The organism is Dysgonomonas sp. ZJ709, assembly GCF_011039195.1.
GTDB lineage: Bacteria > Bacteroidota > Bacteroidia > Bacteroidales > Dysgonomonadaceae > Dysgonomonas.
This window is the reverse complement of the sequence record NZ_JAAKEM010000040.1, coordinates 1-23,182: the sequence shown is the minus strand read 5'-3', so window position 1 is coordinate 23,182 and position 23,182 is coordinate 1. Positions and strand designations below refer to the sequence as shown.

At 38.8% G+C, this 23,182-nt stretch carries 21 protein-coding genes and 1 pseudogene; 11 read left to right on the top strand and 11 right to left on the bottom strand.

The window, feature by feature from the left end; genetic code table 11:
* Positions 1–89: 89 nt before the first annotated feature.
* The 4 genes and pseudogenes from G7Y56_RS17145 to G7Y56_RS17130 all read left to right on the top strand — a co-directional run.
* Positions 90–353, top strand: a pseudogene (locus G7Y56_RS17145) (alpha/beta hydrolase); the annotation flags it as partial.
* 159 nt (positions 354–512) lie between these two features.
* A complete protein-coding gene (locus G7Y56_RS17140; protein ID WP_165045488.1) occupies positions 513–1,523 on the top strand; it encodes a tetratricopeptide repeat protein in 1,011 nt (336 codons plus the stop codon).
* 88 nt (positions 1,524–1,611) lie between these two features.
* Positions 1,612–2,061 (top strand): hypothetical protein, encoded by a 450-nt coding sequence (locus G7Y56_RS17135; protein ID WP_165045486.1) that lies wholly within the window; start codon positions 1,612–1,614, stop codon positions 2,059–2,061.
* Between the two features lie 88 nt (positions 2,062–2,149).
* Positions 2,150–4,354 carry a TonB-dependent receptor gene (locus G7Y56_RS17130; RefSeq protein WP_165045484.1) on the top strand — a complete coding sequence of 735 codons (2,205 nt, stop codon included), beginning with the start codon at positions 2,150–2,152 and terminating at the stop codon, positions 4,352–4,354.
* 59 nt (positions 4,355–4,413) lie between these two features.
* Here the strand turns inward: G7Y56_RS17130 and G7Y56_RS17125 are convergent, their stop codons facing one another.
* The 8 genes from G7Y56_RS17125 to G7Y56_RS17090 all read right to left on the bottom strand — a co-directional run bounded on the left by G7Y56_RS17125 (position 4,414) and on the right by G7Y56_RS17090 (position 13,018).
* Positions 4,414–4,998 (bottom strand): outer membrane beta-barrel protein, encoded by a 585-nt coding sequence (locus G7Y56_RS17125; protein ID WP_165045482.1) that lies wholly within the window; start codon positions 4,996–4,998, stop codon positions 4,414–4,416.
* A 60-nt stretch (positions 4,999–5,058) separates the two neighbouring features.
* Positions 5,059–5,538 (bottom strand): gliding motility lipoprotein GldH, encoded by a 480-nt coding sequence (locus G7Y56_RS17120; protein ID WP_255498783.1) that lies wholly within the window; start codon positions 5,536–5,538, stop codon positions 5,059–5,061.
* Positions 5,531–7,003, bottom strand: a complete 1,473-nt coding sequence (locus G7Y56_RS17115) for a stage 0 sporulation family protein (RefSeq protein WP_370457714.1) — start codon at positions 7,001–7,003, stop codon at positions 5,531–5,533. The genes G7Y56_RS17120 and G7Y56_RS17115 overlap by 8 nt, the downstream gene beginning before the upstream one ends.
* Positions 7,004–7,307: 304 nt before the next feature.
* Positions 7,308–8,432 carry a DNA polymerase III subunit delta' gene (holB, locus tag G7Y56_RS17110; RefSeq protein WP_165045478.1) on the bottom strand — a complete coding sequence of 375 codons (1,125 nt, stop codon included), beginning with the start codon at positions 8,430–8,432 and terminating at the stop codon, positions 7,308–7,310.
* 179 nt (positions 8,433–8,611) lie between these two features.
* A complete protein-coding gene (locus G7Y56_RS17105) occupies positions 8,612–9,562 on the bottom strand; it encodes a methylenetetrahydrofolate reductase (RefSeq protein ID WP_165045476.1) in 951 nt (316 codons plus the stop codon).
* A 32-nt stretch (positions 9,563–9,594) separates the two neighbouring features.
* Positions 9,595–10,956, bottom strand: a complete 1,362-nt coding sequence (rseP, locus tag G7Y56_RS17100; protein ID WP_165045474.1) for an RIP metalloprotease RseP — start codon at positions 10,954–10,956, stop codon at positions 9,595–9,597.
* Positions 10,957–10,989: 33 nt separating this feature from the next.
* Complete coding sequence (locus G7Y56_RS17095) at positions 10,990–12,138, bottom strand: 1-deoxy-D-xylulose-5-phosphate reductoisomerase (protein WP_165045472.1); 1,149 nt, start codon at positions 12,136–12,138, stop codon at positions 10,990–10,992.
* Positions 12,139–12,145: 7 nt separating this feature from the next.
* A complete protein-coding gene (locus G7Y56_RS17090; protein WP_165045470.1) occupies positions 12,146–13,018 on the bottom strand; it encodes a murein hydrolase activator EnvC in 873 nt (290 codons plus the stop codon).
* A gap of 282 nt (positions 13,019–13,300) precedes the next feature.
* Here G7Y56_RS17090 and G7Y56_RS17085 point away from each other — a divergent pair, with 282 nt between their 5' ends.
* Positions 13,301–14,494 carry a pyridoxal phosphate-dependent aminotransferase family protein gene (locus tag G7Y56_RS17085; protein ID WP_165045469.1) on the top strand — a complete coding sequence of 398 codons (1,194 nt, stop codon included), beginning with the start codon at positions 13,301–13,303 and terminating at the stop codon, positions 14,492–14,494.
* Positions 14,495–14,597: 103 nt separating this feature from the next.
* Entirely contained in the window at positions 14,598–15,485 is an 888-nt protein-coding gene (locus G7Y56_RS17080; RefSeq protein ID WP_165045467.1) for a beta-1,6-N-acetylglucosaminyltransferase, read from the top strand.
* Positions 15,486–15,492: 7 nt separating this feature from the next.
* On the opposite strand, the gene G7Y56_RS17075 is transcribed toward G7Y56_RS17080, so the two are convergent.
* Entirely contained in the window at positions 15,493–16,266 is a 774-nt protein-coding gene (locus tag G7Y56_RS17075) for a hypothetical protein (RefSeq protein ID WP_165045465.1), read from the bottom strand.
* 357 nt (positions 16,267–16,623) lie between these two features.
* Between G7Y56_RS17075 and G7Y56_RS17070 the strand changes: the two genes are divergently transcribed.
* Together G7Y56_RS17070 and G7Y56_RS17065 are read left to right on the top strand one after the other, a co-directional pair.
* Positions 16,624–17,937 (top strand): gliding motility-associated C-terminal domain-containing protein, encoded by a 1,314-nt coding sequence (locus tag G7Y56_RS17070; RefSeq protein WP_165045463.1) that lies wholly within the window; start codon positions 16,624–16,626, stop codon positions 17,935–17,937.
* Between the two features lie 36 nt (positions 17,938–17,973).
* Complete coding sequence (locus G7Y56_RS17065; RefSeq protein WP_165045494.1) at positions 17,974–19,278, top strand: anaerobic C4-dicarboxylate transporter family protein; 1,305 nt, start codon at positions 17,974–17,976, stop codon at positions 19,276–19,278.
* A gap of 202 nt (positions 19,279–19,480) precedes the next feature.
* On the opposite strand, the gene G7Y56_RS17060 is transcribed toward G7Y56_RS17065, so the two are convergent.
* Together G7Y56_RS17060 and G7Y56_RS17055 are read right to left on the bottom strand one after the other, a co-directional pair.
* On the bottom strand, positions 19,481–19,774 hold the full coding sequence (locus tag G7Y56_RS17060; RefSeq protein WP_165026228.1) for a hypothetical protein: 294 nt from the start codon (positions 19,772–19,774) through the stop codon (positions 19,481–19,483).
* Positions 19,775–19,908: 134 nt separating this feature from the next.
* A complete protein-coding gene (locus tag G7Y56_RS17055) occupies positions 19,909–20,505 on the bottom strand; it encodes a hypothetical protein (RefSeq protein ID WP_165026230.1) in 597 nt (198 codons plus the stop codon).
* A gap of 702 nt (positions 20,506–21,207) precedes the next feature.
* Between G7Y56_RS17055 and G7Y56_RS17050 the strand changes: the two genes are divergently transcribed.
* From G7Y56_RS17050 to G7Y56_RS17040, 3 genes are all read left to right on the top strand, one after another.
* Entirely contained in the window at positions 21,208–21,633 is a 426-nt protein-coding gene (locus G7Y56_RS17050) for a helix-turn-helix domain-containing protein (protein WP_165045461.1), read from the top strand.
* Positions 21,634–21,737: 104 nt separating this feature from the next.
* Positions 21,738–22,193: a cupin domain-containing protein gene (locus G7Y56_RS17045; protein WP_165045460.1), complete on the top strand. Its 456-nt coding sequence runs from the start codon at positions 21,738–21,740 to the stop codon at positions 22,191–22,193.
* Positions 22,194–22,253: 60 nt separating this feature from the next.
* A complete protein-coding gene (locus tag G7Y56_RS17040; RefSeq protein ID WP_221412563.1) occupies positions 22,254–23,075 on the top strand; it encodes a GNAT family N-acetyltransferase in 822 nt (273 codons plus the stop codon).
* The last annotated feature ends 107 nt before the right edge of the window (positions 23,076–23,182 follow it).

Sequence of the window (23,182 nt, the reverse complement as noted above, 5' to 3'; positions counted from 1 at the left end):
TTATCTTGTTTTTCTTTATCTTTCATGTTTTTTGTTTTTAAATTAGTAAACGTCCCCTGACCGAGGATTTTGTGTAAAATGATATATAGTTACCAAATATAATATGCCCCGTATTTGCTATTAATGGTGAAAAAGATGTACAAGTGGATGCAATAGTTAATCTGCAAAGGATAAAGTTGTTTGTTGAAAGTAATGGAAATAAAAATGTGAAAACAAAACTATATCCTAATCTTAATCACTTATTCCAACATTGTGCTACCGGTTCTCCTAACGAATATAGCCAGATTGAAGAAACGATTTCTCCGGAGGTTCTAAAAGATATATCAGATTTTATTTTGACTCAGACCGAATAAATTATTTTGATTCAAAATGTTGTTTTCGTCTAATCCTTTATAGAAAAATGAACAAGGTCTAAATCTTTTTTATTACTTTCGATATTAATCACCTTCTCAAATCGGAGGTGAATTTTTATGTGCTAATTATTAAGCCTTAACCCTTACTTACGAGTATATATGAATAAAATTATTCCCGTATTATTACTAATAATACTTTTTAGTTGCAAAACATCAAAGCAAAACACTACTTCTGAAGCAGCACCAAGCACAAATGTAGAGAAAGTGGATATTGAGGAATACATGGATCAGGCAAGCCTCTATCTCAAGACTAAAGAATATGACAAGGTTATCGCTAATTGCTTCGTGGTACTTAAACAAGATTCGACATACTGGAGACCATACATTCTGGCGGGAATAGCCTATCGGAATATGAATAAATTTCCAAAAACCATTTGTCACTTCAAAAAAGTACTGGAATTACATCCTGACGATGCAGCGCCTTATAACAATTTGGCAACTATATATAACGAGTTGGGATACATTGATATTAGTCTCGACTTGTACAGTAAAGCACTGGAGATTGAACTCGTCTATGCTAACGCTTATAACAATAGGGGAAATCTATATATCGACTTGCAGGAATACGAAAAGGCAATGGATGATTTAGAAGAAGCTATGCTGATAAATCCAAGTGGCGGTGATTCTTATTATAATATGGGAATAGTCTTCATGAAACAAGAAAGATACGAACTAGCAGAAGAATATCTATATGAAGCAGTAGAAATAGATCCTAATTTTACAGAGTCACTGTTGGTATTAGGAGATGTATTCGAAAAGCAAAACAAAGAAAAAGAGGCAAAGGAGTTATACGAGAAACTAATTCCTCACCTTACCCAAAATATTGAAGATAATCACTACGATTATAGTTCTTTGTTATATAGAGCAGAAACATATACCAAACAAGGTAAAGATGAATTGGCTCAGCCCGACTATCAGAAAGCGAATGAGATGTATAACGAGATTGTCGAACAAAATCCAGATAGCTGGACTATGCTCAATAAGCGGGGGCGCACATTCATAGGGCTTAAACAATACGACAAAGCTCGTGCCTATTTTAATAGATCATTATTGCTTTTCCCAAAATCGGACGAAGCGAAACGCAAATTATCGGAAATAGAAGGCAAATAATAAAAACGAACTCTTAATATTTTATAACAACTAAAAATAAAGATTGTATCGACAAAGAGCATATCTTTGCACCACGATGAATAAACTGATGCATCATATAGTAATAATTATTGCAGCAATTGCTGTCTTCTTTACAGGGACAGGAGTTACTGTGATGAGTTATTGCTGTACGGGATGTATCACAGAAGTTTTTGCAGACAAACAACAATCCTGTTGTCTGTCGGAAGAGGCAATGCCAACAGAAGAATCGGATTGCTGCACAATGCATGGTGATATGGCTCACAACGAAATCTGTGCCAGTACAATATCTTCTGTCGACGAGCATTGTACGTCGTCCCGTCTGTCTATCGATTTAGATTCATCTATGTTCAGACCCCATGTGGCAAGCCCGTTTGTGTGGCTGAGCGATGTGCCTGTGTTTTCGGTAAACCTTTTACCTAAAGACATTGAGCGTGTAGATGTTGTTCAACATGTTGATGATCCACCCACTATTCCACCACGCTCTTATCTGTCTCTGATAAGGGTATTAGTCATTTGATTCGATAGTGCTTTATATCAGCTACTCAAAGAGAATATCTTTGTGTGGCTACTAATTGTATTGTACTATTTTACTAAATTTGAATCAAATGAAATCATTTAAAATAATTATATTATTATTGTTTATACCTCTTATTGCCTTTAGCAAGGAAATGCTTAAAGGGCATGTTTACGATGCTGATAAACAACCGCTGATTGGAGCAAGTGTACGCTGGGAGAATGCTAAAACAGGAGTTGTTACAGATGCAGAAGGAGCTTTTCAGATAGAAGGAACGCCTCACAAAGATCATATGTTAGCTGTATCTTATGTTGGCTTCACTGATAAGGTGGTGCATATAAACAGTTTTAGCGATGAGTTAATTATCATTCTCGACGAAAACATAGAACTGGGCGAAGTTGTGATTGAAAAGACACCTCCGGGTAGAATAACTTCCAGATTGAATGTATTACAGAGTGAAACGATAACCAAGAAAGAAATAGGCCGTGCAGCATGTTGTAATCTTGCCGAAAGTTTCGAAACCAATCCATCGGTCGATGTTTCTTTTAGTGATGCCGTAACAGGTGCAAAACAAATCCAGTTGTTAGGATTATCAGGAACATACGTTCAGATGCTTACCGAAAACTATCCCAATTTCAGAGGGTCTGCCTCTATTTATGGAATGGACTATATACCCGGCCCATGGATGGAAAGTATACAAATATCGAAGGGCGCAGCTTCTGTGAAGAATGGCTATGAATCGCTGACCGGACAAATGAATGTAGAGTACAAGAAACCTCAGACAGCCGATCCGTTAAGTTTAAATCTTTTTGCAAGTAATGTAGGTCGTTACGAAGGTAATGCCGATGCAGCTTTTGTGTTGAATGATAAGTTATCTACGGGCTTATTTCTTCACTATTCTAACGAAACAGGCGAACATGATGATAATAATGACGGTTTCTTAGATATGCCATTGAAACATCAGTTCAATGTGATGAACCGCTGGCAATATATATCGGGCAGATATGCATCTCAGGTAGGTGTGCGTTTCCTGCAAGACTATCGTACCAGTGGACAGACAATGCACACGATGAAGGATAAGACTATGAAACCATACGAAATATCGGTAAATGCCAACAGAGCCGAATTCTTTACAAAGAATGCTTATATGGTCGACGAAAATAGAAATGGTAACATAGCTTTGATATTAACAGGTTCGTACAACGACCAAAAATCGAAGTATGACATTAATCAATATAATGTATATGGAAACAACGTGTATGCGTCGTTGATGTACGAAACTCAGTTAGGTGTAGATCATCAGTTAAGTACAGGTTTGAGCATGAACTGGGATAAGTTCAACGAAAAAATAGCTTTGTCACAACCGATAACAGCTCAACCCAGCGAGGAAACGACCACAGGTGCTTATGCTCAATACACCTTCAATAAGGATAATAAATTTGTAGTATTAGCCGGATTACGTGCCGATTATAGTTCACTTTATGATGTGTTTGTTACACCGCGCTTACATCTGAAATACATGCCGGTCGATTGGTTTAATGTTCGTGCTTCGGCAGGAAAAGGATATCGTACTGTATTTGTAATGCCCGAGAATAGTTATTATCTGGCGAGTAGCAGACGTATCGATATTGCACCCGATCTTAAGCAGGAATCTGCATGGAATTATGGTACAAGTGTTTCCTTCAATATTCCTATCAAAGGGAACGATTTAGTAATCTCGGGAGAGTGGTATCATACAAAATTCAATAATCAGGTTGTGATAGATACCGATGCTGATCAACATGCTGTAAAGTTCTATAATCTGGATGGAGGCAAATCGTATGCAAACAGTATGCAGATCGAAGCATCTTATCCATTCTTTAAAGGGTTTCATGCCTTGGCTGCCTATCGTTGGATTGATGTTAAAACCGAATACGGAGGTATATTGATGGATAAACCATTGACGAGCGATTATAAAGCTATGATAACCGCAAGTTACGAGACCCCTCTTAAGAAATGGCAATTCGATTTTACTACCCAGTTTAACGGTGGTGGACGTATGCCTACCCCCGATGCTGTAAACCCATTGTGGGATACTCGATTCGATTCATTTACAATATTGAATGCTCAGGTAACAAAGAATTTCAGAGCATGGAGTATTTATGTAGGAGCTGAAAATATTACCGATTTTATTCAAAAAACTCCGATTATATCGGCTGATAATCCTTATGGTCAAGACTTCGATGCCACCATGGTATGGGGTCCGACACAAGGACGCCGATTCTATGCCGGAATCAGATATACTATCGGCAAATGATTTACTATAATATAGAAAAAGCCTTAAGAGTTTATCTCTTAAGGCTTTTTTGTTAAAGTTTAGAAGTTATATCCTACTCCTAATTTAACTCCTAAATTAAAGAAGTTCATGTTTCTATCGGGGCTTATGCTGTTCATCTGGAAATAAGGATTGATATTAAGTGTCATGTTATTTGAAAAAGTATGTTCAACTCCTATACCAACGAGAAAGCCAAGCTTCCCATCGTGATAAGACTCTTTATTATCTGATATTTTGAAATTAAGTACTCCTCCTCCGTTCACAAACAAGTAGTTAAGAAAATGATATTTAACCAGTATAGGAATGGTAAGAAAATCAATATTATAAGATCTGCCGGACATATCTATTATCGGATTAAATGAAGGTGTAAAGCTTATTTTATTATGAACATATAAGATTCCGGTAGTAATTTCTAAATTCCGATATACTTCGCGACTGTACTCAATTCCAAAACTATAAAAGTTTTTAGTATCGTATCCACCGCCGCCATCAACATCATCTTTATAGTCGTACGACGCTGCTCCAAGTGGTGTTACTGTAAGACTTATTGTGTTTTTCTTTTCACTTTGAGCAAATAGGACAATAGTGAAAGCAGAAAACAGAATGATACAAAGTATCTTTTTCATAGTGTTTAAGGTGTTTAACTTGTTTCAATTATTGCATACACATAGCTTCAGGCTGTTTTCCTATTCTTGTCTGCTAACCCTTATACCCACCTTCTCAATACCGATCAGTGGTTCGTCGCGCATGCCTTGCTCTATCTTAATACGGTAGTTACGCTTCTCTTTGAAAACAACGCCTCTGTCGAGCGATAAAGATGTTTGATATAATGAGCCGAAGCCCGAACCGTTCCACTTACCGAATTCATCGGCAAGCAAATATTCTTTCTCTATATGAGTGAATGTAGAATCGTTATCGATGTTAGATTGTACCAAGAACCAGATATTCTGATAAGAATAGTTTACATTATTAGTTACCTCTATCGATATATTATACGGAACATTCACCTCAAAAACTGAAGAATCAATATCGAAAATCAATGTGTCCGTTTTAGACCACTCGGCATTCAACGGCTCTTTGTATTGATAATATATTTCACCCTGCTGACACGAGTAAAGTACAAGTGCCAGCAAAGTAAAACAGATTATATATAAAGTTTTAGGCATCAGTTTTCGGTGCATCCGGATTTTCATTTCTCGGCGGTCTGTTTCTGTTGTTATTTCGCCTGTTATTATTCCTGTTATTGTTTCGGTTTTCAGGTCTGTTGTTCCTTTCGGTTCTCTCTCCTTCAACTCTCTTCTCTGAATTATTTTCAGCCTTGTTTACTTCCGGTTTATTATTTTCAGATCGATTATTATTTGGTCTATTCGGTCTGTTCGGTCTGTTGTTTGGCTTATTAGCTTCAGTGTTGTTGCCTTCGGGTTTGTTTTCCGACTTGTTATTGTTTGGCTTGACGTCTCCACTCTTTTGAAGTTTTTTCTTCTTGTTGTTGGAGTTGTTGCCATTGCCGTTACCATTACCGTTCTTTTTCCCACTATTACTGTCGAATCGGGTAATACTACCTTGATCGAGTAAATCGTGCGATGCAGGTTTTTCTACCAATTCCTCTTCTTGCGTTTTCAGATGAGTTGGTCGGTCACCCTTCTTATTCATTCGCATAATATCCGACACTCTGTCCTTGGTCAGAGTTACGAGATTGGCAGCGAAATGTTTGTCGGTAGAGTAGGTCATCATACCCGACAATATATCTGTTTTGAAGTGGAAGAACGAACCGTCTTTTGTCTCTAGCGGAATTTCGCGTGGAGGAAGTAAACGTTGCGCTTCTACGTATGTATCCACTTCGAAGTTTAAACAACATTTCAATTTACCACACTGTCCTGCCAACTTTTGCGGATTCAGCGGTATGTCTTGCAAACGGGCTGCCGATGTAGATACAGAAACGAAGTTAGACATAGAGCTCGAACAGCACAATTCTCTGCCGCAAGGACCTATACCACCCACACGGCCGGCTTCCTGTCTTGCTCCGATTTGTTTCATTTCTATTTTTACCCGAAACTCGGATGCGTATACTTTTATCAACTGACGAAAATCGACACGCTCGTCAGCTATATAATAGAATATAGCTTTGTTGCCATCGCCCTGATATTCTACATCGCTTATCTTCATGTTCAGAGCTAGTTCCTCAGCCATCTCGCGGGCACGCAACATTGTTTTGTGCTCCTTCTTTTTAGCCTCTTCGTACTTCTCTATATCGTTTGGTTTCGCTACGCGGTATATTCGTTTGGTTTCGCCACGATAGTTGTTTTTCAACATTTGCAGTTGTACAAGCTTACCGGTCAGGGTAACTTCTCCAATGTCGTGTCCGGGAGTTGCTTCTACCGCTACTACGTCACCTTTGTATATTTCTATATTATTGCTGTTCAGATAATATCCTTTGCGTGTATTTTTGAACTGAACTTCTACCATCTGCGATTCTACCATCATATCGGGCATATCCTTCATCCAGTCGAATACTTCCAGTTTATTAGTGCCGGCACAGCACGATCCTGTTTTCTTTGTTTTGCTGCAACCACAACCTCCGCCGCTACTGCAACCGCAGATTCCTCCTGCATTGTTGCCACAAGTGCACATCTTTGCACCGGCAGTAGCTACACCTATTACGCTTTGGGCTGTAACAATGCTCTTGCTTGCTGGTGCTGCCAGTAGGCTATCTGGCTGTTTGGTCGCCATGATCAAATGGTTATCCTCTTCATTATCTGCCTTGTCGCATGTGCAGCCGATAGGAGTCTTACACGTGCCTTTGCAGTCGTTGAAGCGGATTATTTTATTGGGATCTATATTGTTATCATTCATCATAATAAATTATTAAATTAGTAAAAACAAAGCCCCTTTTTACGACTTTGTGGGTTTATATTTAAGTATATAGGTTTTAAACCTATTGTTTCAATAGCATTGTTATCTTGAGGCAAAGATCAAAAAAAACCATCTTTGCGTTCACATTTTGTTCTATATGTCTTTCGGCAAGTGTCAGCTCGTCCATAAATCCGACGATATTCCGTTCATTAATAAACGGAGCAAAGCGTGTTCCGAAATTGGCTTCATCCTTTTCCAGATAAACCATATCGGGTTGTTTCAAATTACTCACAAAATATTCGCGAATCATATGCTGGGTATATACCAGATAATTCTTTTGGCTTTCGCGGCCTATACCACCCAGCTCGTTGCCAATAGATTTTATTTCTTTAATGTTGCGTGCATACGAAGCCCGCATCATTTTTACAAATAGGTTGAAGAAGAATTTGTGCTCTTCATTCAGGCTGATTGTATCCAACGCTTTCAGATAGCTGCCTTTTGATATATGAGCTATATTATCGGCATCGTCGGGTGTTATACTGTATTCTGATATTAAAGCTTGTGTAATATCAGATTTATCTACGCCATGAATATTGATACGTTGGCAGCGCGATTGTATGGTGGTAATAACTCTGTCGGGCGTATCCGATACCAATAAGAATATTGTCTGATCGGTAGGCTCTTCTATTATTTTCAATAGCTTGTTGGCACACGATTCATGCATCTTCTCGGGCATCCAGATGATCATAATCTTATACTTAGCCTCGTATATCCTGAGGCTCAGTTTACGGATAATCTCTTCACTCTCTTTGGCATATATCAAACCTTGCGAGTTTTCTGCCTCTATATTGGCCAGCCATTGAGTAAGATTGAAATAAATATTTTTGTGCAAAAACTCGCGCCAGTCGGCAATGTAGTCATCACACACCTCTTTCTTTTTTGCAGCCTTCTTTACAATCGGGAAAACAAAGTGCAAATCGGGGTGTGCCAGATGATTGTATTTCGAACATGAAGGGCATTTACCGCACGAATCGTCTTCACTTGGGTTCTCGCAGTTAAGATATTGGGCATAAGCTATCGCCAGAGGTAGTTTTCCAACTCCCTCCGGTCCGCAAAAAAGCTGTGCATGTGGAATAAATCCTTCTTTGATCGATTCCAGCAGGCGCTTCTTTATTTCGCTTTGTCCTATTATATCTTTAAATTGCATCTTTCAATTTTTAGCCCCTCCAACCTCCCCCAAGGGGAGGTTTTGTGAAGCCATGATAATTTATTTACTATTTTTTTATACTAACATATATTTTTCTTTTCCATTCACAACATTCTCGCATTCTATATATGATGGAAGTTGCCTCTCTGAAGCCTCCCCTTGGGGGAGGTTGGAGGGGCTTAAAACACTTCTTTTGCTATTCTTCTAACGCTTTCAGTTGCCATCAGCGAATAAAAGTGCAGGCTAGGTGCGCCACGGGCAATAAGCTCTTTGCATTGTTTTATTCCCCATTCTACGCCGATTTCTTTAGCCGCATCGTCGTCTTTACATTTGCGAAGTTCGTTAGCCAATTCTTCAGGCATGCTCGATCTGAATATTTTAGGCAATACGGTCAATTGGTTTGCAAGATTGATCGGCTTCACTCCCGGTATAATTGGTTGGGTGATTCCTTCTTTGCGACATTTGTCTACAAAAGAAAAGTATTTTTCATTGTCGAAAAACATTTGAGTCACAAAGTATTCAGCACCATTCAGCGCTTTTTGTTTCATATAATAAATGTCCGACTCCATATTCGGAGCTTCCTCGTGTATTTCGGGGTAACAAGCCATACCGTATGCAAAAGAGGTAGAAGGTTTAGGAAATGCAGTACCATCCATTGCAATGCCTTGGTTGAAATTATTCACCTGATCTTGAAGATCAGTAGCAAATTCGTTACGATTACCGTATACTTGGTCTGCTTCCAATTTTTTTGCATCACCACGAAGTAGGAGCAAATTATGCACGCCTAAGAAGTCGAGGTCTATTAGTGCATATTCAGATTCTTCTTGCGAGAAACCTTTACAGATCATATGAGGGATGGCAGTAATACCATACTTGTTTTGTAGAGCAGCTGCAATTGCCACCGATCCCGGACGTTTACGGATATTCATTTTCTTGATAGTTCCGTCCGGCATATCTTTATAGATATACTCGCTATGATGGGTTGTGATGTTGATGTACTGAGGATCAAACTCAACCAATTTATCTACTATATTATATATCTTCTCAATGCTATTTCCTTTCAATGGAGGAAGAGTTTCAAAAGAGAAAGCTGTTTTTTTGCTGTTATTTATTAATTCTGTTACAGTCATATTGTATTTCTATAATCTTTTCAACTTAGATATTATCCGAATATCGCTTTTACTATATCATTTCCGTTGGCTACAACCAACAATCCCAAGAGGAGAACCATACCTACGGTCTGGGCATACTCCTGAAACTTCTCGTTTGGTTTCCGGCGTGTTATAACTTCATACAGAAGGAACATAATGTGTCCGCCATCGAGCATCGGTATTGGTAGTATATTCATAAATGCAAGTACGATAGAAAGGAAAGCAGTCATTGTCCAGAATGTTTGCCAATCCCATTCGGCAGGGAACATTTTTCCGATTCCGCCAAATCCGCTTACACTTTTCGCTCCTTCTTTCGTAAAGATGAAACGCGATTGTGTAACGTATGCTTTAAGTGTTCCTACGCCTAGTTCTATTCCTGCGGGGAAAGATGTAAAGAAACTGTAATTGTCTGTTTGAATATTTTCTTTAGTGAAAGGAGAGAATGCTCTGGCGTTGATTCCAATAATGGCTGCTGTATCTACCATAGCAGTAACAGTTTGTATTTCTCCATCGCGAGAGAACGAAATAGAGACAGGGCGTTTTTCATCACCTTTAAGTTCACTTCCCATTTTGCCGACCATGCTTTGAAGCTTGTTGAACGATGTGATGTTAGTACCATCTAACGATGTTATACTGTCACCCGGCTTAAGACCGATTCTCGAAGCCTCAGAATTGCTCAATACACTATCAATAACAGGCGATTTCCAGAAATCGTATGGCTGTTGACGAGATGCAATTACATTGTCGGCAAATCCTACAGGGGGATGAATTGTAACTAATTTACCGTCACGTTCAACCACTACAGCATCAGCATCAATAAATTTCATAAGCATGTTCATATCCAATATGCCACCACGCATTTGGAATTCTTCGCCATCGGCGCTCACCATTATATCTTTATCTTGAAAACCTCCGGCTTTAACAGATTCCGAGAAAGCCATTCCTTGTTTTGCGTTCTTCAATGGCAGATAAGTATCGCCCCATGCAAATAGCATCATCGAAAAGATAAACATTGCCAGTATGAAGTTGAATAATACGCCGCCAACCATTACCAGCAAGCGTTGCCATGCCGGTTTGGTGCGAAACTCCCACGGTTGTGGTGGTTGCGCCAGTTGCTCTTTGTCCATCGATTCGTCCATCATTCCCGCTATTTTTACATAGCCGCCCAGTGGCAACCAGCCAATACCGTATTCGGTATCGCTATTTTTAGGTTTGAACTTGAAAGGAGTAAACCATGGGTTGAAGAACAGGTAAAATTTCTCAACCTTTATTTTAAATATACGGGCAAACATAAAATGTCCCAATTCATGTATAATTACCAGTATCGATAAACTTAATATAAGTTGTAAGGCTTTGATTAAAAATGTTTCCATTAAATATTGTTATGTTATTATTTTTTCTGATTATTATTTGATGTATTCGTATGCTATGCGCCTTGCTTCGGTGTCTGTCGCTACATAATCTTCGTACGACGGTGTTTTCACAAAACTTGTTTTCAGCATTGTTTTTTCTATTATATCGCTCATTTCGAGGAATCCTATTTCATCTTTCAAAAACGAAGCTACTACTATTTCGTTTGCAGCATTAAGCGTGCAGGGCAAATTACCTTTGGTGCGTGCCGCTTCGAATGCAAAAGCCAGATTGCGGAAACGATCCATATCGGGCTTCTCGAATGTCATTGTGCCAAGTTTGAATATGTCGAGACGTTCGAAGTTCGATTTCAAACGGTGAGGGTATCCGAATGCATATTGTATCGGTAAACGCATATCGGGCAATCCCAGTTGTGCGATAATGGATGCATCTTCGAATTGCACCATCGAATGAATGATCGATTGCGGATGTACTACCACTTCCACCTGATCGGGTTCGACATTGAACAACCACTTAGCTTCTATCATCTCGAAACCTTTGTTCATCAGTGATGCCGAGTCGATAGTGATTTTAGCACCCATGTCCCAGTTCGGATGTTTGAGGGCTTCTTTTTTTGTCACTTTGGCTAACTGATCAGTGGTATGATGACGGAAAGGGCCTCCCGATGCCGTAAGAAGTATTTTTTCGATTGGCGAGCTCTCGCCGCTTAAGCATTGAAATATGGCAGAATGTTCCGAATCGACAGGCAGGATAGGAACCCTCTTTTCGGTAGCTAATGCCATGATCAGTTCTCCGGCAACAACAAGTGTTTCTTTGTTGGCCAGTGCGATAGCTTTGCCTGCACGAATTGCGCTGATAGTAGGTCTCAATCCTGAGTATCCGACCATCGCCGTAAGCACCATGTCTATCGGTTCGCTTTCTACAACTTGTGCTATGGAGTCTGCGCCAGCCCATACTTTGATGGGTAGGTCTATAAGTGCCTCTTTTAGTTCTTTGTATTTGTCTTCGTTGGCTATAACAACCACTTCGGGAACAAATTCGCGAGCTTGTTTTATCAACAGGTCAATACTGTTGTTGGCTGTGAGTGCATATATTTCGAAATGGTCGGGGTGTTCTCGTACAACATCAAGTGCTTGTGTGCCGATAGAACCCGTAGAACCAAGTATTGCAATGTTTCGTTTCATATGTTTTTCAAAATGATATATAATCTTCGGGGTTAACAGCTGTACCTTTGTACCATAGTTCGAATTGAAGAAACGAATCGGTCTTGGTATTTTCCTTATCAGCTTCTATAACTGCTATTGCTTCCCCTGTTCTGACCTTATCTCCTACTTTCTTGAGGAGCATTGTGTTGTGCTTATATATCGAGATAAATCCGTTTTTATGTTGAATCTGAATCATGTAACCTTCCTTGAAATCGTATCCGGCAAATATAACCGTGCCTTCTAGTGCTGCCGAAACGCTTTCTTTGGTGGTCGTATTTATATTTACTCCGAATATTTGTTTGCTTGGGTTAAATTTCTGTATGATAATACCCTTCACCGGTTTGAAGAATACAATACCGTCCATCGGATTGTCCATGCCTTGGGGCAGTACCGAGAGATTGTATTTTTCTTCTTCGGCATATCGATTCGTATAGTCTATCTCTGATTGAGTTTTCTTTAGTAAAGGATCATTCTCCGAAATGGAAATGGTATCTAATATTTTTACAGAATCGAATTGACGTGTACCTGCAAATATTCCTTTCAGGTTTTGCATGTAAGCTTCCTGATACATCATTTGCTGCTCGAGCGAGTCGATCTTGATTGCCGATTTGATAGCTTGCTCTCTCACTTCCGAATCCAGATATCCCGGCAGATAGTAGCGGATAGGGGTTGTGATGATAATGACAGAGGTAGCAGTGACGAGCATGAACGCAAAAAGTAGGAACAAAACAGCCCCCGAAAATATAGATGCTCTTAGTTTCCATATTTCCTCTAATGTATTCTCATTAATAGCTGAAAGGCGATATTTGAAGTGTAACCGCTTCCAGAGATTATGCTTGTTTTTTTTCTTTGTACTCATTTAAACCTTTTAGTCTTTGCTTAGTCATAGGAACTATGCCCTGTTGTTTTCGGTTGATTATGCTATATATAGTAAGACTAATGTACAAAAATAAGAAAAAGTAGGATATTTTGGGCTATATGGTAGCGAAGATTCACCCTAAATGTTCTTTTTTAAAATATTTAAGGTAAAAGGGGGAAGATGTGATTTTTTTTAGCTATTTTTGCAGCCTGCTTTTTTGTGAGACATGTTGTCTGACAGAAAATTGCAGTTATAATAATTTATGTTTGTTATAATTTGATTATGAGTTTATTAAGTGATAAGCTGTATAGATACGATGCGGCGAGAAATGCTCGGGCAGCAGGTATCTATCCCTATTTCAGAGAGATCCAAAGCGACCAGGATACAGAGGTCGTTATTAATGGTAAAACAGTATTAATGTTTGGATCTAACGCCTACCTTGGCTTAACCAATCACCCTAAAGTAAAAGAAGCATCGATAGAGGCTGTTAAAAAATATGGAACAGGTATGGCCGGTTCTCGTTTTTTGAACGGAACTCTTGATATTCATGTTGAATTGGAGAAGAAATTAGCTGAGTTTGTTGGTAAAGAAGATGCCATCGTATACTCGACCGGTTTTAATGTCAATCAAGGTGTGTTATCATGCATTACAGGACGCGAAGATTATATATTGTGGGACGAGTTGGATCATGCTTCTATAATAGAAGGATGCCGTGTGTCTTATTCTACAAAACTGAAATTCCGCCATAACGATATGGAATCGTTGGAAAAACAACTTCAAAAATGTGAGCCTGACAAGGTGAAGCTGATTGCTGTTGACGGAGTATTCAGTATGGAAGGTGATGTTGTAAATCTACCCGAAATAATAAAACTTGCTAAAAAATATAACGCTAGCGTAATGGTCGACGAAGCTCACAGTTTGGGAGTTTTAGGATCTAACTATAGTGGAAAAGGAGTTGTAGAACAATGCGGCGTTACAGATGATGTAGAGCTGATAATGGGTACATTCAGTAAATCATTGGCATCTATCGGCGGGTTTATTGCCGGTGATGAGATTGCTCTTGATTACCTTCGTCACAACTCGCGTGCATATATCTTTACAGCCAGTGCAACACCTGCGGCGACTGCTGCGGCTAGTATGGCACTCGATATATTGAAGGCTGAACCGGAAAGAGTAAAAGCACTGTGGGATATTACTCACTATGCGCTTGACGGATTCCGTGCTATGGGTTGCGAGATAGGACATACCTCTACACCTATTATTCCTTTGTTTATCAGAGATAATGAGAAAACATTCATGATTACGAAGATGTTGTTCGAAGAAGGTATCTTTGTTAATCCGGTAGTTTCTCCGGCGGTAGCTCCGAACGATACATTGATTCGTTTTTCATTGATGGCTACACATACCAAAGCACAGGTTGATATAGCATTCGATAAAATAGGAAGACTATTTAAACAATTAGGTGTGATTTCTTAAAGCAATACCTTTTGTTTTATAAAATAAGTTTAGCCCTCTGTCTGTATGATAGAGGGTTAATTCTTTTTATATACCTTTGATGTTTAATTTAGAAGACTTATAGATGACTGGTGTAAAACATGCTTATCTGATAGTAGCTCATGCTAATCCGTTTATAGTGGAGCGATTGATTCGCCTCATCGATGATGAACGAAATGATATCTATATACATGTGGATAAGAAAGCACATGACTTTAATTTTGAATATCTCAACTCGTTACCCCAAAAATCGAATATTTACTTTACCGAACGTGTAGATGTGAGATGGGGGCATGTAAGCCTCGTGAAAGCCGAACTTATCTTATTTAAGTCTGCTTACGGAAAAGAGAAATATGGGTATTATCATCTTATAAGTGGTGCTGATCTGCCCATTAAGTCGCAGGATTACATACACGATTTTTTAGCAAGGCATAATGGTCTCGAATTTATTGGATTTAGCAATGCACAATGGGATGCCCAACGGGTAGATAAGATTCATCTCTTTGCCCGACATATGCGTGTAGGGGAGAAGCAGATAATAAAACGTATAGCCCGAAAAATAAGATTGTCTTTTTTGAAAACTCAAAATGCTATCGGATATAGTCGCAGTAGAGGGACAGATCATAAATTTGTTTTCGGTTCGGAATGGGTTAGTGTAACATCCGATTTTGTGAGAGATTTACTGAAAAAGGAAAAATGGTTCCTCAGCTTTTATAAATATTCTAATTGTGCCGATGAAATTTATAAGCAGACTTTTGCACTAAACTCGCTATACAGGGATAAACTATATAATGCCAATGATGAACTGAAAGGCTGCATGCGTTTCATGGACTGGCAGCGAGGCAGACCTTATACATTCAGGGTAGAAGACTTTGACGAAATAATGGCGTCGGACAGTTTTTTTGCACGTAAATTTGAGGACAGTATTGATAAAGATATTGTAGAGAAAATATATAACTATCTTGCAAAGTAAAACGGTTTTAAAGATTTAAAGGTGGCGTTATTTCAGGTCCCTCTGGGTCAGGTCCTGTTTCAGGATCGATCGGAGTAGTGTTTTCTACAACATTTATTTGGAACCTAAGGCTTTTATCTCCGGCAGTAGCTATAAAATAGGCGAATGGACCACCAGCGATGTTGGTTGCTCCTGTATATGTAACAATTATGTTTTTTTCGTCGACTCTGACCGAGGCCGGACCTTCGGTAGTCCAGGTGATATCTTTAATCGATTGGCACGTAGAAGGGGACTCTAGTGTCACGAATACCGGCAAATTCATCAGTGTAATATTTGTAGGAGTGCTGGCCCCTTTACTAATATTAATTCCGCCGATACTGGATGTCACAGATTTCACTTGTGGTGCGTTTAAGCCACTCCATTTATTTCCATCCCATACATATAAACCGGGACATAAACCCGATGCATCTAATGTATTATATACAATTAGTCCGGTGTGTTCAGCGTCTATATTTGCTTTGTTTGTTATGTATTCACTATTAGGATTGACGCCATCTTCTTTGGCAAACATGGGGAATAAATTATTTTTGCTGGTAAGTGTTACTCGCGGCAGCGATATTCCTTTAGTCGAGTTAGAGCCGTTCACTGCTCTGGCATCGTCTTCGGCATACTCTTTTATCTCTAATATGGTGCCCGGTATGGGTGGTACAGCAGAGCCAATGGTTACTTGTGCGTATGTGTTAAAAGTGAATGAGGCTATTGATATGATAGTAAGTAGTGTAGCTATATTTTTATATTTCATTTGTATGAAAGTTTATAAATCCTTCTAATTCTATAATATACAATTCTAAATCCTTCTATGTTTTACAAAGCCCTTTTTAGAATTAATATTAGAATACGATTCTTATTTCTGGTGCTGAGTGAGTTTATGAATACAAAATTAGCTATTATTTTCTGCGCAGACAAAGCTCATCAGTCATTATAATATTTTTTAAGAATGAAATAGTTACAGTGCAGTTCTATTCTGATAGGTCTATGGAAAACCATAAAAGCGATTGTTTTGTTTTAATCATATCCATAACAAAATTATGTAAGTCATAGATACGGCTTTTGTGATTTATATCGTATTTTTAGAACTTCATTCAAATAATTGAATAACATGAAGAGAATAGCATTCTTATGCTTGATCAGTATATTGTCGATACCCTTGTTTGCTCAGCAGTTTAAAGTGTCGGGCAATCCGTTTGTTTATAATGAAAATATAGGAGGATCGGGTTTGCAGGGAGTTTATTTGCTCAACAATCTTTCGGGTATTACTATATCTTATGCGTCTTCGGCAGTTTCTGTCAAATTTTACCATTATACCAGTTCTTGGAACGATAGGGTTTTAATACCTGCTTCCGATATTACGTCCTACTCGAGTGGGGGCGTTACAACATACACTATATCTAACCTCGTCGACAACAGAGGGTATCTGGTGGAGGAGAATGGGACTTTGAGATCGGGTATATGGATTTTCGATTATAGCCGGCACCTGCCATCGCTGATTTCTATTTCGCCGATGGAGGATGAGAATAAATGTGAATTGCTTCGATTGATAATAAGTAAAACAGACGATTTGTTTTTCTATGGCAGAAATGGCGGAAGGCAGTCGGTCGTTCGTAGATATACAATTAGCTACAATACGTTGGAGTGGGATGCAACAAGTAAAAGGTTTAAAAGTAAATTGGATGAACGGAAAAATCTTGATATAGGAACCGAATACGTAGTAGATGCGCCACTTATAGATACTAAATTTACTTTGCGTGGTGATCAGATTGCAGAGTATTTTGGCATTACTAAGTCTATAAGTTCCTCTACTTATCAGGCGGTGAGAGTACAGGCTCAGATCGATTATGAAATAGACGAACGGGATTCTCCTAACGAAATAAACAAAGAAGAGGGTACATCCACTTCGTTTTCAGCGCCTGTGAGAATGAGATTGTTCGGGTATGGAAACGAGCCTGTAACTCGGTTTTATACTTGGTTCGTTTATAGAGCTGCCGATCTGAGAAATCCGATTTCCCGTTCCACCGATCGTGATATAAATTATGAATTTAATCAATCGGGCGATTTTGTTGTAAAACTAGAGGTTGCCGATGCCTCTTCTCTCTGTGTAGATACGGCAAGTGTGTCGTTTAAGATAACAGAGTCGAAGCTCGAAGTTCCTAACTATTTCTCACCGGGCGATTCTCCCGGATCGAACGATGAGTTTAGAGTTGCTTACAAGTCGTTGGTAAGATTTAAGTGTACTATCTTCAACCGCTGGGGTGTAAAGCTTTACGAATGGAACGATCCGGCTAAAGGATGGGATGGCAGATATAAGGGAAGCTTTGTTGCACCGGGTGTTTATTTCTATGTGATAGATGCAATGGGTTCGGACGGCATACATTACAAAGAGGGTGGTGATATTAATATACTGCGAAGCCGGTGAGGCCGGATTTAGATATTCAAAAATGAAAAGACAATGATGTTATTGCAGTTTATAATAGTTCTTGCCGCCATTATCATTGGCGCCAGGCTAAAGGGTATTGGGCTTGGGGTGATGGGTGGCGTCGGTTTGGCTATACTCGTTTTTGGCTTTGGGCTCGAGCCTACGTCTCCGCCTATCGATGTGATGTTGATGATTGTAGCGGTTATTGCCGCAGCAAGTTGTATGCAAGCGGCGGGAGGTCTCGATCTGATGGTTCATCAGGCTGAGAAGCTATTGAGAAAGCACCCTTCGCGGATTACGTTTCTTAGCCCGGTAGTTACCTATCTCTTTACATTTCTTGCCGGAACGGGGCATGTAGCCTACTCGGTGCTGCCTGTAATTGCCGAGGTGGCAAGAGAAACAAAAATTCGCCCCGAACGACCGATGGCTATTGCTGTAATAGCATCGCAACAAGCCATAACTGCCAGTCCTATATCTGCTGCAACAGTCGCATTGTTAAGTATGGTGGCAGGGTATGATATATCTTTATTACAGATAATGATGATAAGTGTTCCCGCCACTTTGGTCGGAGTCTTCCTTGGTGCTTTATACTCGCTTCGGGTGGGAAAAGATTTGGAGCTCGATCCCGAATATTTGCGCCGTATAGAATCGGGAATGTTCGACGAGAAGGAAGAAAAGGTTGTCGTGAAAAAGCATTCGTGGGGAGCTGCCGCTTCTGTGCTCATCTTCTTGCTGGCAACAGTATTCATTGTGTTGCTAGGGTCGGTAGAAGAATTGCGCCAAACAAGTAATGGTGTGCTGAATATGGCTATTGTTATCGAAATATTAATGTTATCGGCTGCGGCTCTGATTCTTTTGCTTACCAATACAAATGGAATCAAAGCTGCTCAAGGTTCGGTTTTCTCGGCAGGCATGCAGGCAGTGGTCGCCATTTTCGGTATTGCGTGGATGGGTGATACATTTATCAACGGTAATATGGCACAGTTGAAAGATTCGATAGAAGGGGTTGTTACTGCTATGCCGTGGCTTTTTGGCATTGCTTTGTTTGTTATGTCAATCCTGCTTTATAGTCAGGCTGCAACTATACGTGCTATGGTTCCGCTGGGCATTGCTTTAGGTATATCGCCTTGGCTGCTTATCGCAATGTTTCCTGCGGTAAACGGCTATTTCTTTTTCCCTAACTATCCTACTGTGGTGGCAGCTATCAATTTCGATAGAACAGGTACTACACGTATTGGTAAATATCTGCTGAATCATTCGTTTATGATGCCCGGTTTGATAGCCACGGCAGGGTCTATCGTTACAGGATTTTTCCTTATTTATTTGATGGGTTTTATTTGATATTAGTGCGAGTTCGATATAAGTATCATTTGCTCTCTATTTATCTGTCTAGCCTCCCCAACCCCTCCCAAGGAGGGGCTCTAGTATACCCTCTTTGTATTCCTCCCCTTGGGGGAGGTTAGGAGGGGCTTCACGTTTTTGAATGACAAAGACATAAAAAAAGCCGGAAATAAATTCCAGCTTTTTCGTTATGCTCTTTTAATCAAAAATCTGCATTTCGCGAATTTGATTTTTTTCTTACCAGCATCACATATACACCCAGTAATAAGATACATAGTAAGTAGTCTTTCGGTGTAAATCTGAATGCTGCATCCCACATACTGACTTCGGCTTTTTGAGATTTCTCTTCATAAGCAGGAAATACATATCTGTTATCTGTAAAAGAAATTGAAGAATATTCTGCTGATGGCAAAGCATAGACAGAAATTGCATCAACTTTTATAGATACAAATAGAATAAGAAGTAATGTAAGAATCGCCTTTTTAAAAGTTTGCATACCTGTAGTTTCTAAAGTTCTGAAGCTTGTGTCGTAATTATTGTGCAAATATACTGGGAATCCGGTAAAATTGAAAGTTTTAATGTGAAATAATATTTAAAATGCTAATGTTTAACATTCTGTTCGTCTTTTTCTTATAATAAATGTGCTTTTTTTACGATTGGTGTATGTTTTTCGTTTATGTATAGCACAGGGAAAAAGTCGTCAGTCTTCCAATCGGCATTTCGTTTAGTTATATCATTGTTGAAATAGGCGCGCAAATAGTAATTCGAGTCATCATCGTGAATCAATATTGTCTTCTTTTTTGCTGAGTTTTCATGCTCTTCGATCATTGATTCGGCTGTAATGCTTTTCGCCAGATTATCTATGTGGTATTTGTCGTGACGTCTGTTGTCGTTTACAAATATAGTGTAGATATATCCGTTTTTCTCACCAATCGGTTTTGCCAGACAAATATGAAAAGCTCCCGGAGCACTCATCGCTGCTTTTTGTAAATACTTGCGTATAGTTTTAAGCCAGACTGTGCCCAACAGAAATAGTACTATATAAGGTATCAGGTAGAATGATACGAGCATATCGTTATGAAACAAGTATAGTATACCTATCAATCCGACGAAAAGAAAGCAGCTGGGCGGAACAAGTAATATACTCATCCACCACGGTGTGCTGTTGAGATAACTCTTCTTAAAATCGTATTCTTTTTCGAGTTCGGAATATTTACTGGCTTTCATATGGTGTTTTGTTTTTTAACTACACAAAAGTAGGATTAACAATTAATATATTGCTTCTCGGAAAGTATAAAGTTTGTAAAATGAAGTGGATTGATGATTTATATTAACACTATTTTATTTGCTTTTTCTTTATTAGTGACAAATAGCATAATAGTAGATGTGGCATCCGATAATGACAAAGCCCGATCAGGAAAAGATCGGGCTTTACATTTCTAGGTAAAAGGGTCAGATGATGATTGGTCAAATCTGACAATACTGTTCAGCTATTCCTCGATGGAAAGCTATTTTATTCGCAATTACTTATCGTATAAACAACATTTACGTTTAAATATTAAGATATACAAAGGTAGTAAATTAAGTGAAATATGTTGCATAATTGAGTACTTTTATATATTAAATACACCTAAAACGTATTAAAATAATATTAACACTCTATATCGGAGGCTGAATAAAGCCCGATTTATTCGGGCTTTATCATTTCTAAGTAAAGCAGCTAAGCCCTCACTATTCAAAAGTCTTAGCAATGTTGTTGAGTGTAGTTTTAGTTTGCGTGCTTACATTATAAATGTTGGGTATAAATACAAAGTAATAAAATCTATTTAGTTGAAAGTACTTGATGAGGCGGTAATTTTCCGAACTTAAACGGTAATTTTCGGAACAATATTTTACTATATTTGTTTTGAAAATAAAAAATGATCAATAATGAACAAGTTAGATAAAGTAAAGAAGACACATCACGGGCATAATGTTAGAAGAATGCGCGAAGTGTTAGGCATTAAGCAAGGTGCTTTGGCTATTATGCTCGATATGCCTCAACAGACATTATCGGACAAAGAGGCGAAAGAGATTATTGATGACGAAACTTTAGATAAAATATCGAAAGCGTTGAATGTTCCGCTCAAAGTTTTGCAAGAGATGAAAGAAGATCCCGCAACTATCATATTCGATCATCCTACATTTGCTGAAGGCAGTATTGGCAATGTCGGAGGAGATAGTATTCAATATAATAGCCCTGTGGAAAAAATTATTGAATTGACTAACGAAAAAGTCGCACTCTATGAGCGTATGCTCGAATTAGAAAAAGAGAAGATAGCTTGGTTAGAAAAACTATTGAGTGATAAGAAATAAAAGAGAGGGCGCAGGCTCTCGCTATTTTCGTATTAATAAAAGACTGTCGTTGTGCAGTCTTTTGTTGTAAGTAATTATACATTCTAAATAATGATTGAAAAGAAATGAAAGAAATCGAAACTATTGCAGAGAACGAAAATTATACGGCTGTCAACATCGGTAGCTTAGATAAATTGATGGACTATTCGCTCCTTCACCCGAAGACACAAAAAGAGGTGGAGGGTAAAGTTTTTGTTCAGGATGCAACGAAAGCTACGGGTACAGAAATTTCTTTTCAGTCGTTACCGCCTAAAAAAGAGCTGTCGTATTTTCATATTCATTACCAGAATGAAGAGACATACATTATACTGAAAGGTTCGGGCGATTTTCAGGTAGACGACGATTGTTTTCCAATCTCGGAGGGTAGTGTTATAAGGGTTGCACCTGCGGGAGTGCGTGGTATGCGTAATTCTTCGGACGAGCCGATGGTTTATATGGTTATTCAATCGAAAGAAGGATCATTAGAGCAACGCACTTTTGTAGACGGAGAAAGGGTTGCTTGTGAGCCGAAATGGAAATAAGATATTTTTACTGAAGAGTAGCTTTTCCTATTGTTTCTCAAAAACTAGAATTATCCGAATATGTTTGTAAAAGCAACAATACAAGATTTATATATGGTGCAACGTATTGTTTATGAGACAATACGTGCTATTTACCCAAAGTATTATCCGACCGAAGTTGTGGATTTCTTTCTAAACCATCATAGCGAGGATAATATATTGACCGATCTGGGTAAAGGCAATACATTTCTTCTGATAGAAGATGAACAGTATATTGGAACAGGAAGTATTAAAGGGAATGAGATAAACAGAGTATTTGTTTTACCCGAATTTCAGGGAAGAGGTTTCGGCTCGCAAATTATGACTATGCTCGAAGGTCAGATAGCATCACAATATAATGACATACATCTCGACTCTTCGCTTCCTGCATTTAATATGTATATAAAGCGAGGATATCAACCGATAGAATATCGTGAAGAACTAGTCTGCGATAAAGTGCTATGTTATCAGGTGATGAGAAAGGAGTGCCCGAAAGTTTCCGTATCGGATATAAATCTCAATAATAGAGTATTCACTTCTATGACAAATACGGCTAATGGCGAAGTGTCGGGAGATACAGAGTTCCGCTATTATCAGCAAGGCAATATAATCTGGGCTACATACTCGGGTGGTATGATAACGAAGGGTTTTCTTATAGGTAAATTTACCGATAACAACAAATTGAGTTTTTCTTATCAGCATATAAACCAAAACTGCGAAATTCGTATCGGTAAATGTGAAAGCCTTATAGAAATTCTTCCCGATGGCAGATTACGATTGAACGAAAAATGGCAATGGCTCGATAGCGATCAATCATGTGGTGAATCAGTTGTAGAGGAAAAGGTGATCGTATCTCTTCGATAAATCAATAAATAATGGTAACTATATATCATTTTACACAAAATCCTCGGTCAGGGGACGTTTACTAATTTAAAAACAAAAAACATGAAAGATAAAGAAAAACAAGATAA

Coding starts and splice junctions, on each gene's coding strand:
- G7Y56_RS17140 (WP_165045488.1), top strand. CDS start 513: ATGAATAAAATTATTCCCGTATTATTACTAATAATACTTTTTAGTTGC.
- G7Y56_RS17135 (WP_165045486.1), top strand. CDS start 1,612: ATGCATCATATAGTAATAATTATTGCAGCAATTGCTGTCTTCTTTACA.
- G7Y56_RS17130 (WP_165045484.1), top strand. CDS start 2,150: ATGAAATCATTTAAAATAATTATATTATTATTGTTTATACCTCTTATT.
- G7Y56_RS17125 (WP_165045482.1), bottom strand. CDS start 4,998: ATGAAAAAGATACTTTGTATCATTCTGTTTTCTGCTTTCACTATTGTC.
- G7Y56_RS17120 (WP_255498783.1), bottom strand. CDS start 5,538: ATGCCTAAAACTTTATATATAATCTGTTTTACTTTGCTGGCACTTGTA.
- G7Y56_RS17115 (WP_370457714.1), bottom strand. CDS start 7,003: ATGTGCACTTGTGGCAACAATGCAGGAGGAATCTGCGGTTGCAGTAGC.
- holB (WP_165045478.1), bottom strand. CDS start 8,432: ATGCAATTTAAAGATATAATAGGACAAAGCGAAATAAAGAAGCGCCTG.
- G7Y56_RS17105 (WP_165045476.1), bottom strand. CDS start 9,562: ATGACTGTAACAGAATTAATAAATAACAGCAAAAAAACAGCTTTCTCT.
- rseP (WP_165045474.1), bottom strand. CDS start 10,956: ATGGAAACATTTTTAATCAAAGCCTTACAACTTATATTAAGTTTATCG.
- G7Y56_RS17095 (WP_165045472.1), bottom strand. CDS start 12,138: ATGAAACGAAACATTGCAATACTTGGTTCTACGGGTTCTATCGGCACA.
- G7Y56_RS17090 (WP_165045470.1), bottom strand. CDS start 13,018: ATGAGTACAAAGAAAAAAAACAAGCATAATCTCTGGAAGCGGTTACAC.
- G7Y56_RS17085 (WP_165045469.1), top strand. CDS start 13,301: ATGAGTTTATTAAGTGATAAGCTGTATAGATACGATGCGGCGAGAAAT.
- G7Y56_RS17080 (WP_165045467.1), top strand. CDS start 14,598: ATGACTGGTGTAAAACATGCTTATCTGATAGTAGCTCATGCTAATCCG.
- G7Y56_RS17075 (WP_165045465.1), bottom strand. CDS start 16,266: ATGAAATATAAAAATATAGCTACACTACTTACTATCATATCAATAGCC.
- G7Y56_RS17070 (WP_165045463.1), top strand. CDS start 16,624: ATGAAGAGAATAGCATTCTTATGCTTGATCAGTATATTGTCGATACCC.
- G7Y56_RS17065 (WP_165045494.1), top strand. CDS start 17,974: ATGTTATTGCAGTTTATAATAGTTCTTGCCGCCATTATCATTGGCGCC.
- G7Y56_RS17060 (WP_165026228.1), bottom strand. CDS start 19,774: ATGCAAACTTTTAAAAAGGCGATTCTTACATTACTTCTTATTCTATTT.
- G7Y56_RS17055 (WP_165026230.1), bottom strand. CDS start 20,505: ATGAAAGCCAGTAAATATTCCGAACTCGAAAAAGAATACGATTTTAAG.
- G7Y56_RS17050 (WP_165045461.1), top strand. CDS start 21,208: ATGAACAAGTTAGATAAAGTAAAGAAGACACATCACGGGCATAATGTT.
- G7Y56_RS17045 (WP_165045460.1), top strand. CDS start 21,738: ATGAAAGAAATCGAAACTATTGCAGAGAACGAAAATTATACGGCTGTC.
- G7Y56_RS17040 (WP_221412563.1), top strand. CDS start 22,254: ATGTTTGTAAAAGCAACAATACAAGATTTATATATGGTGCAACGTATT.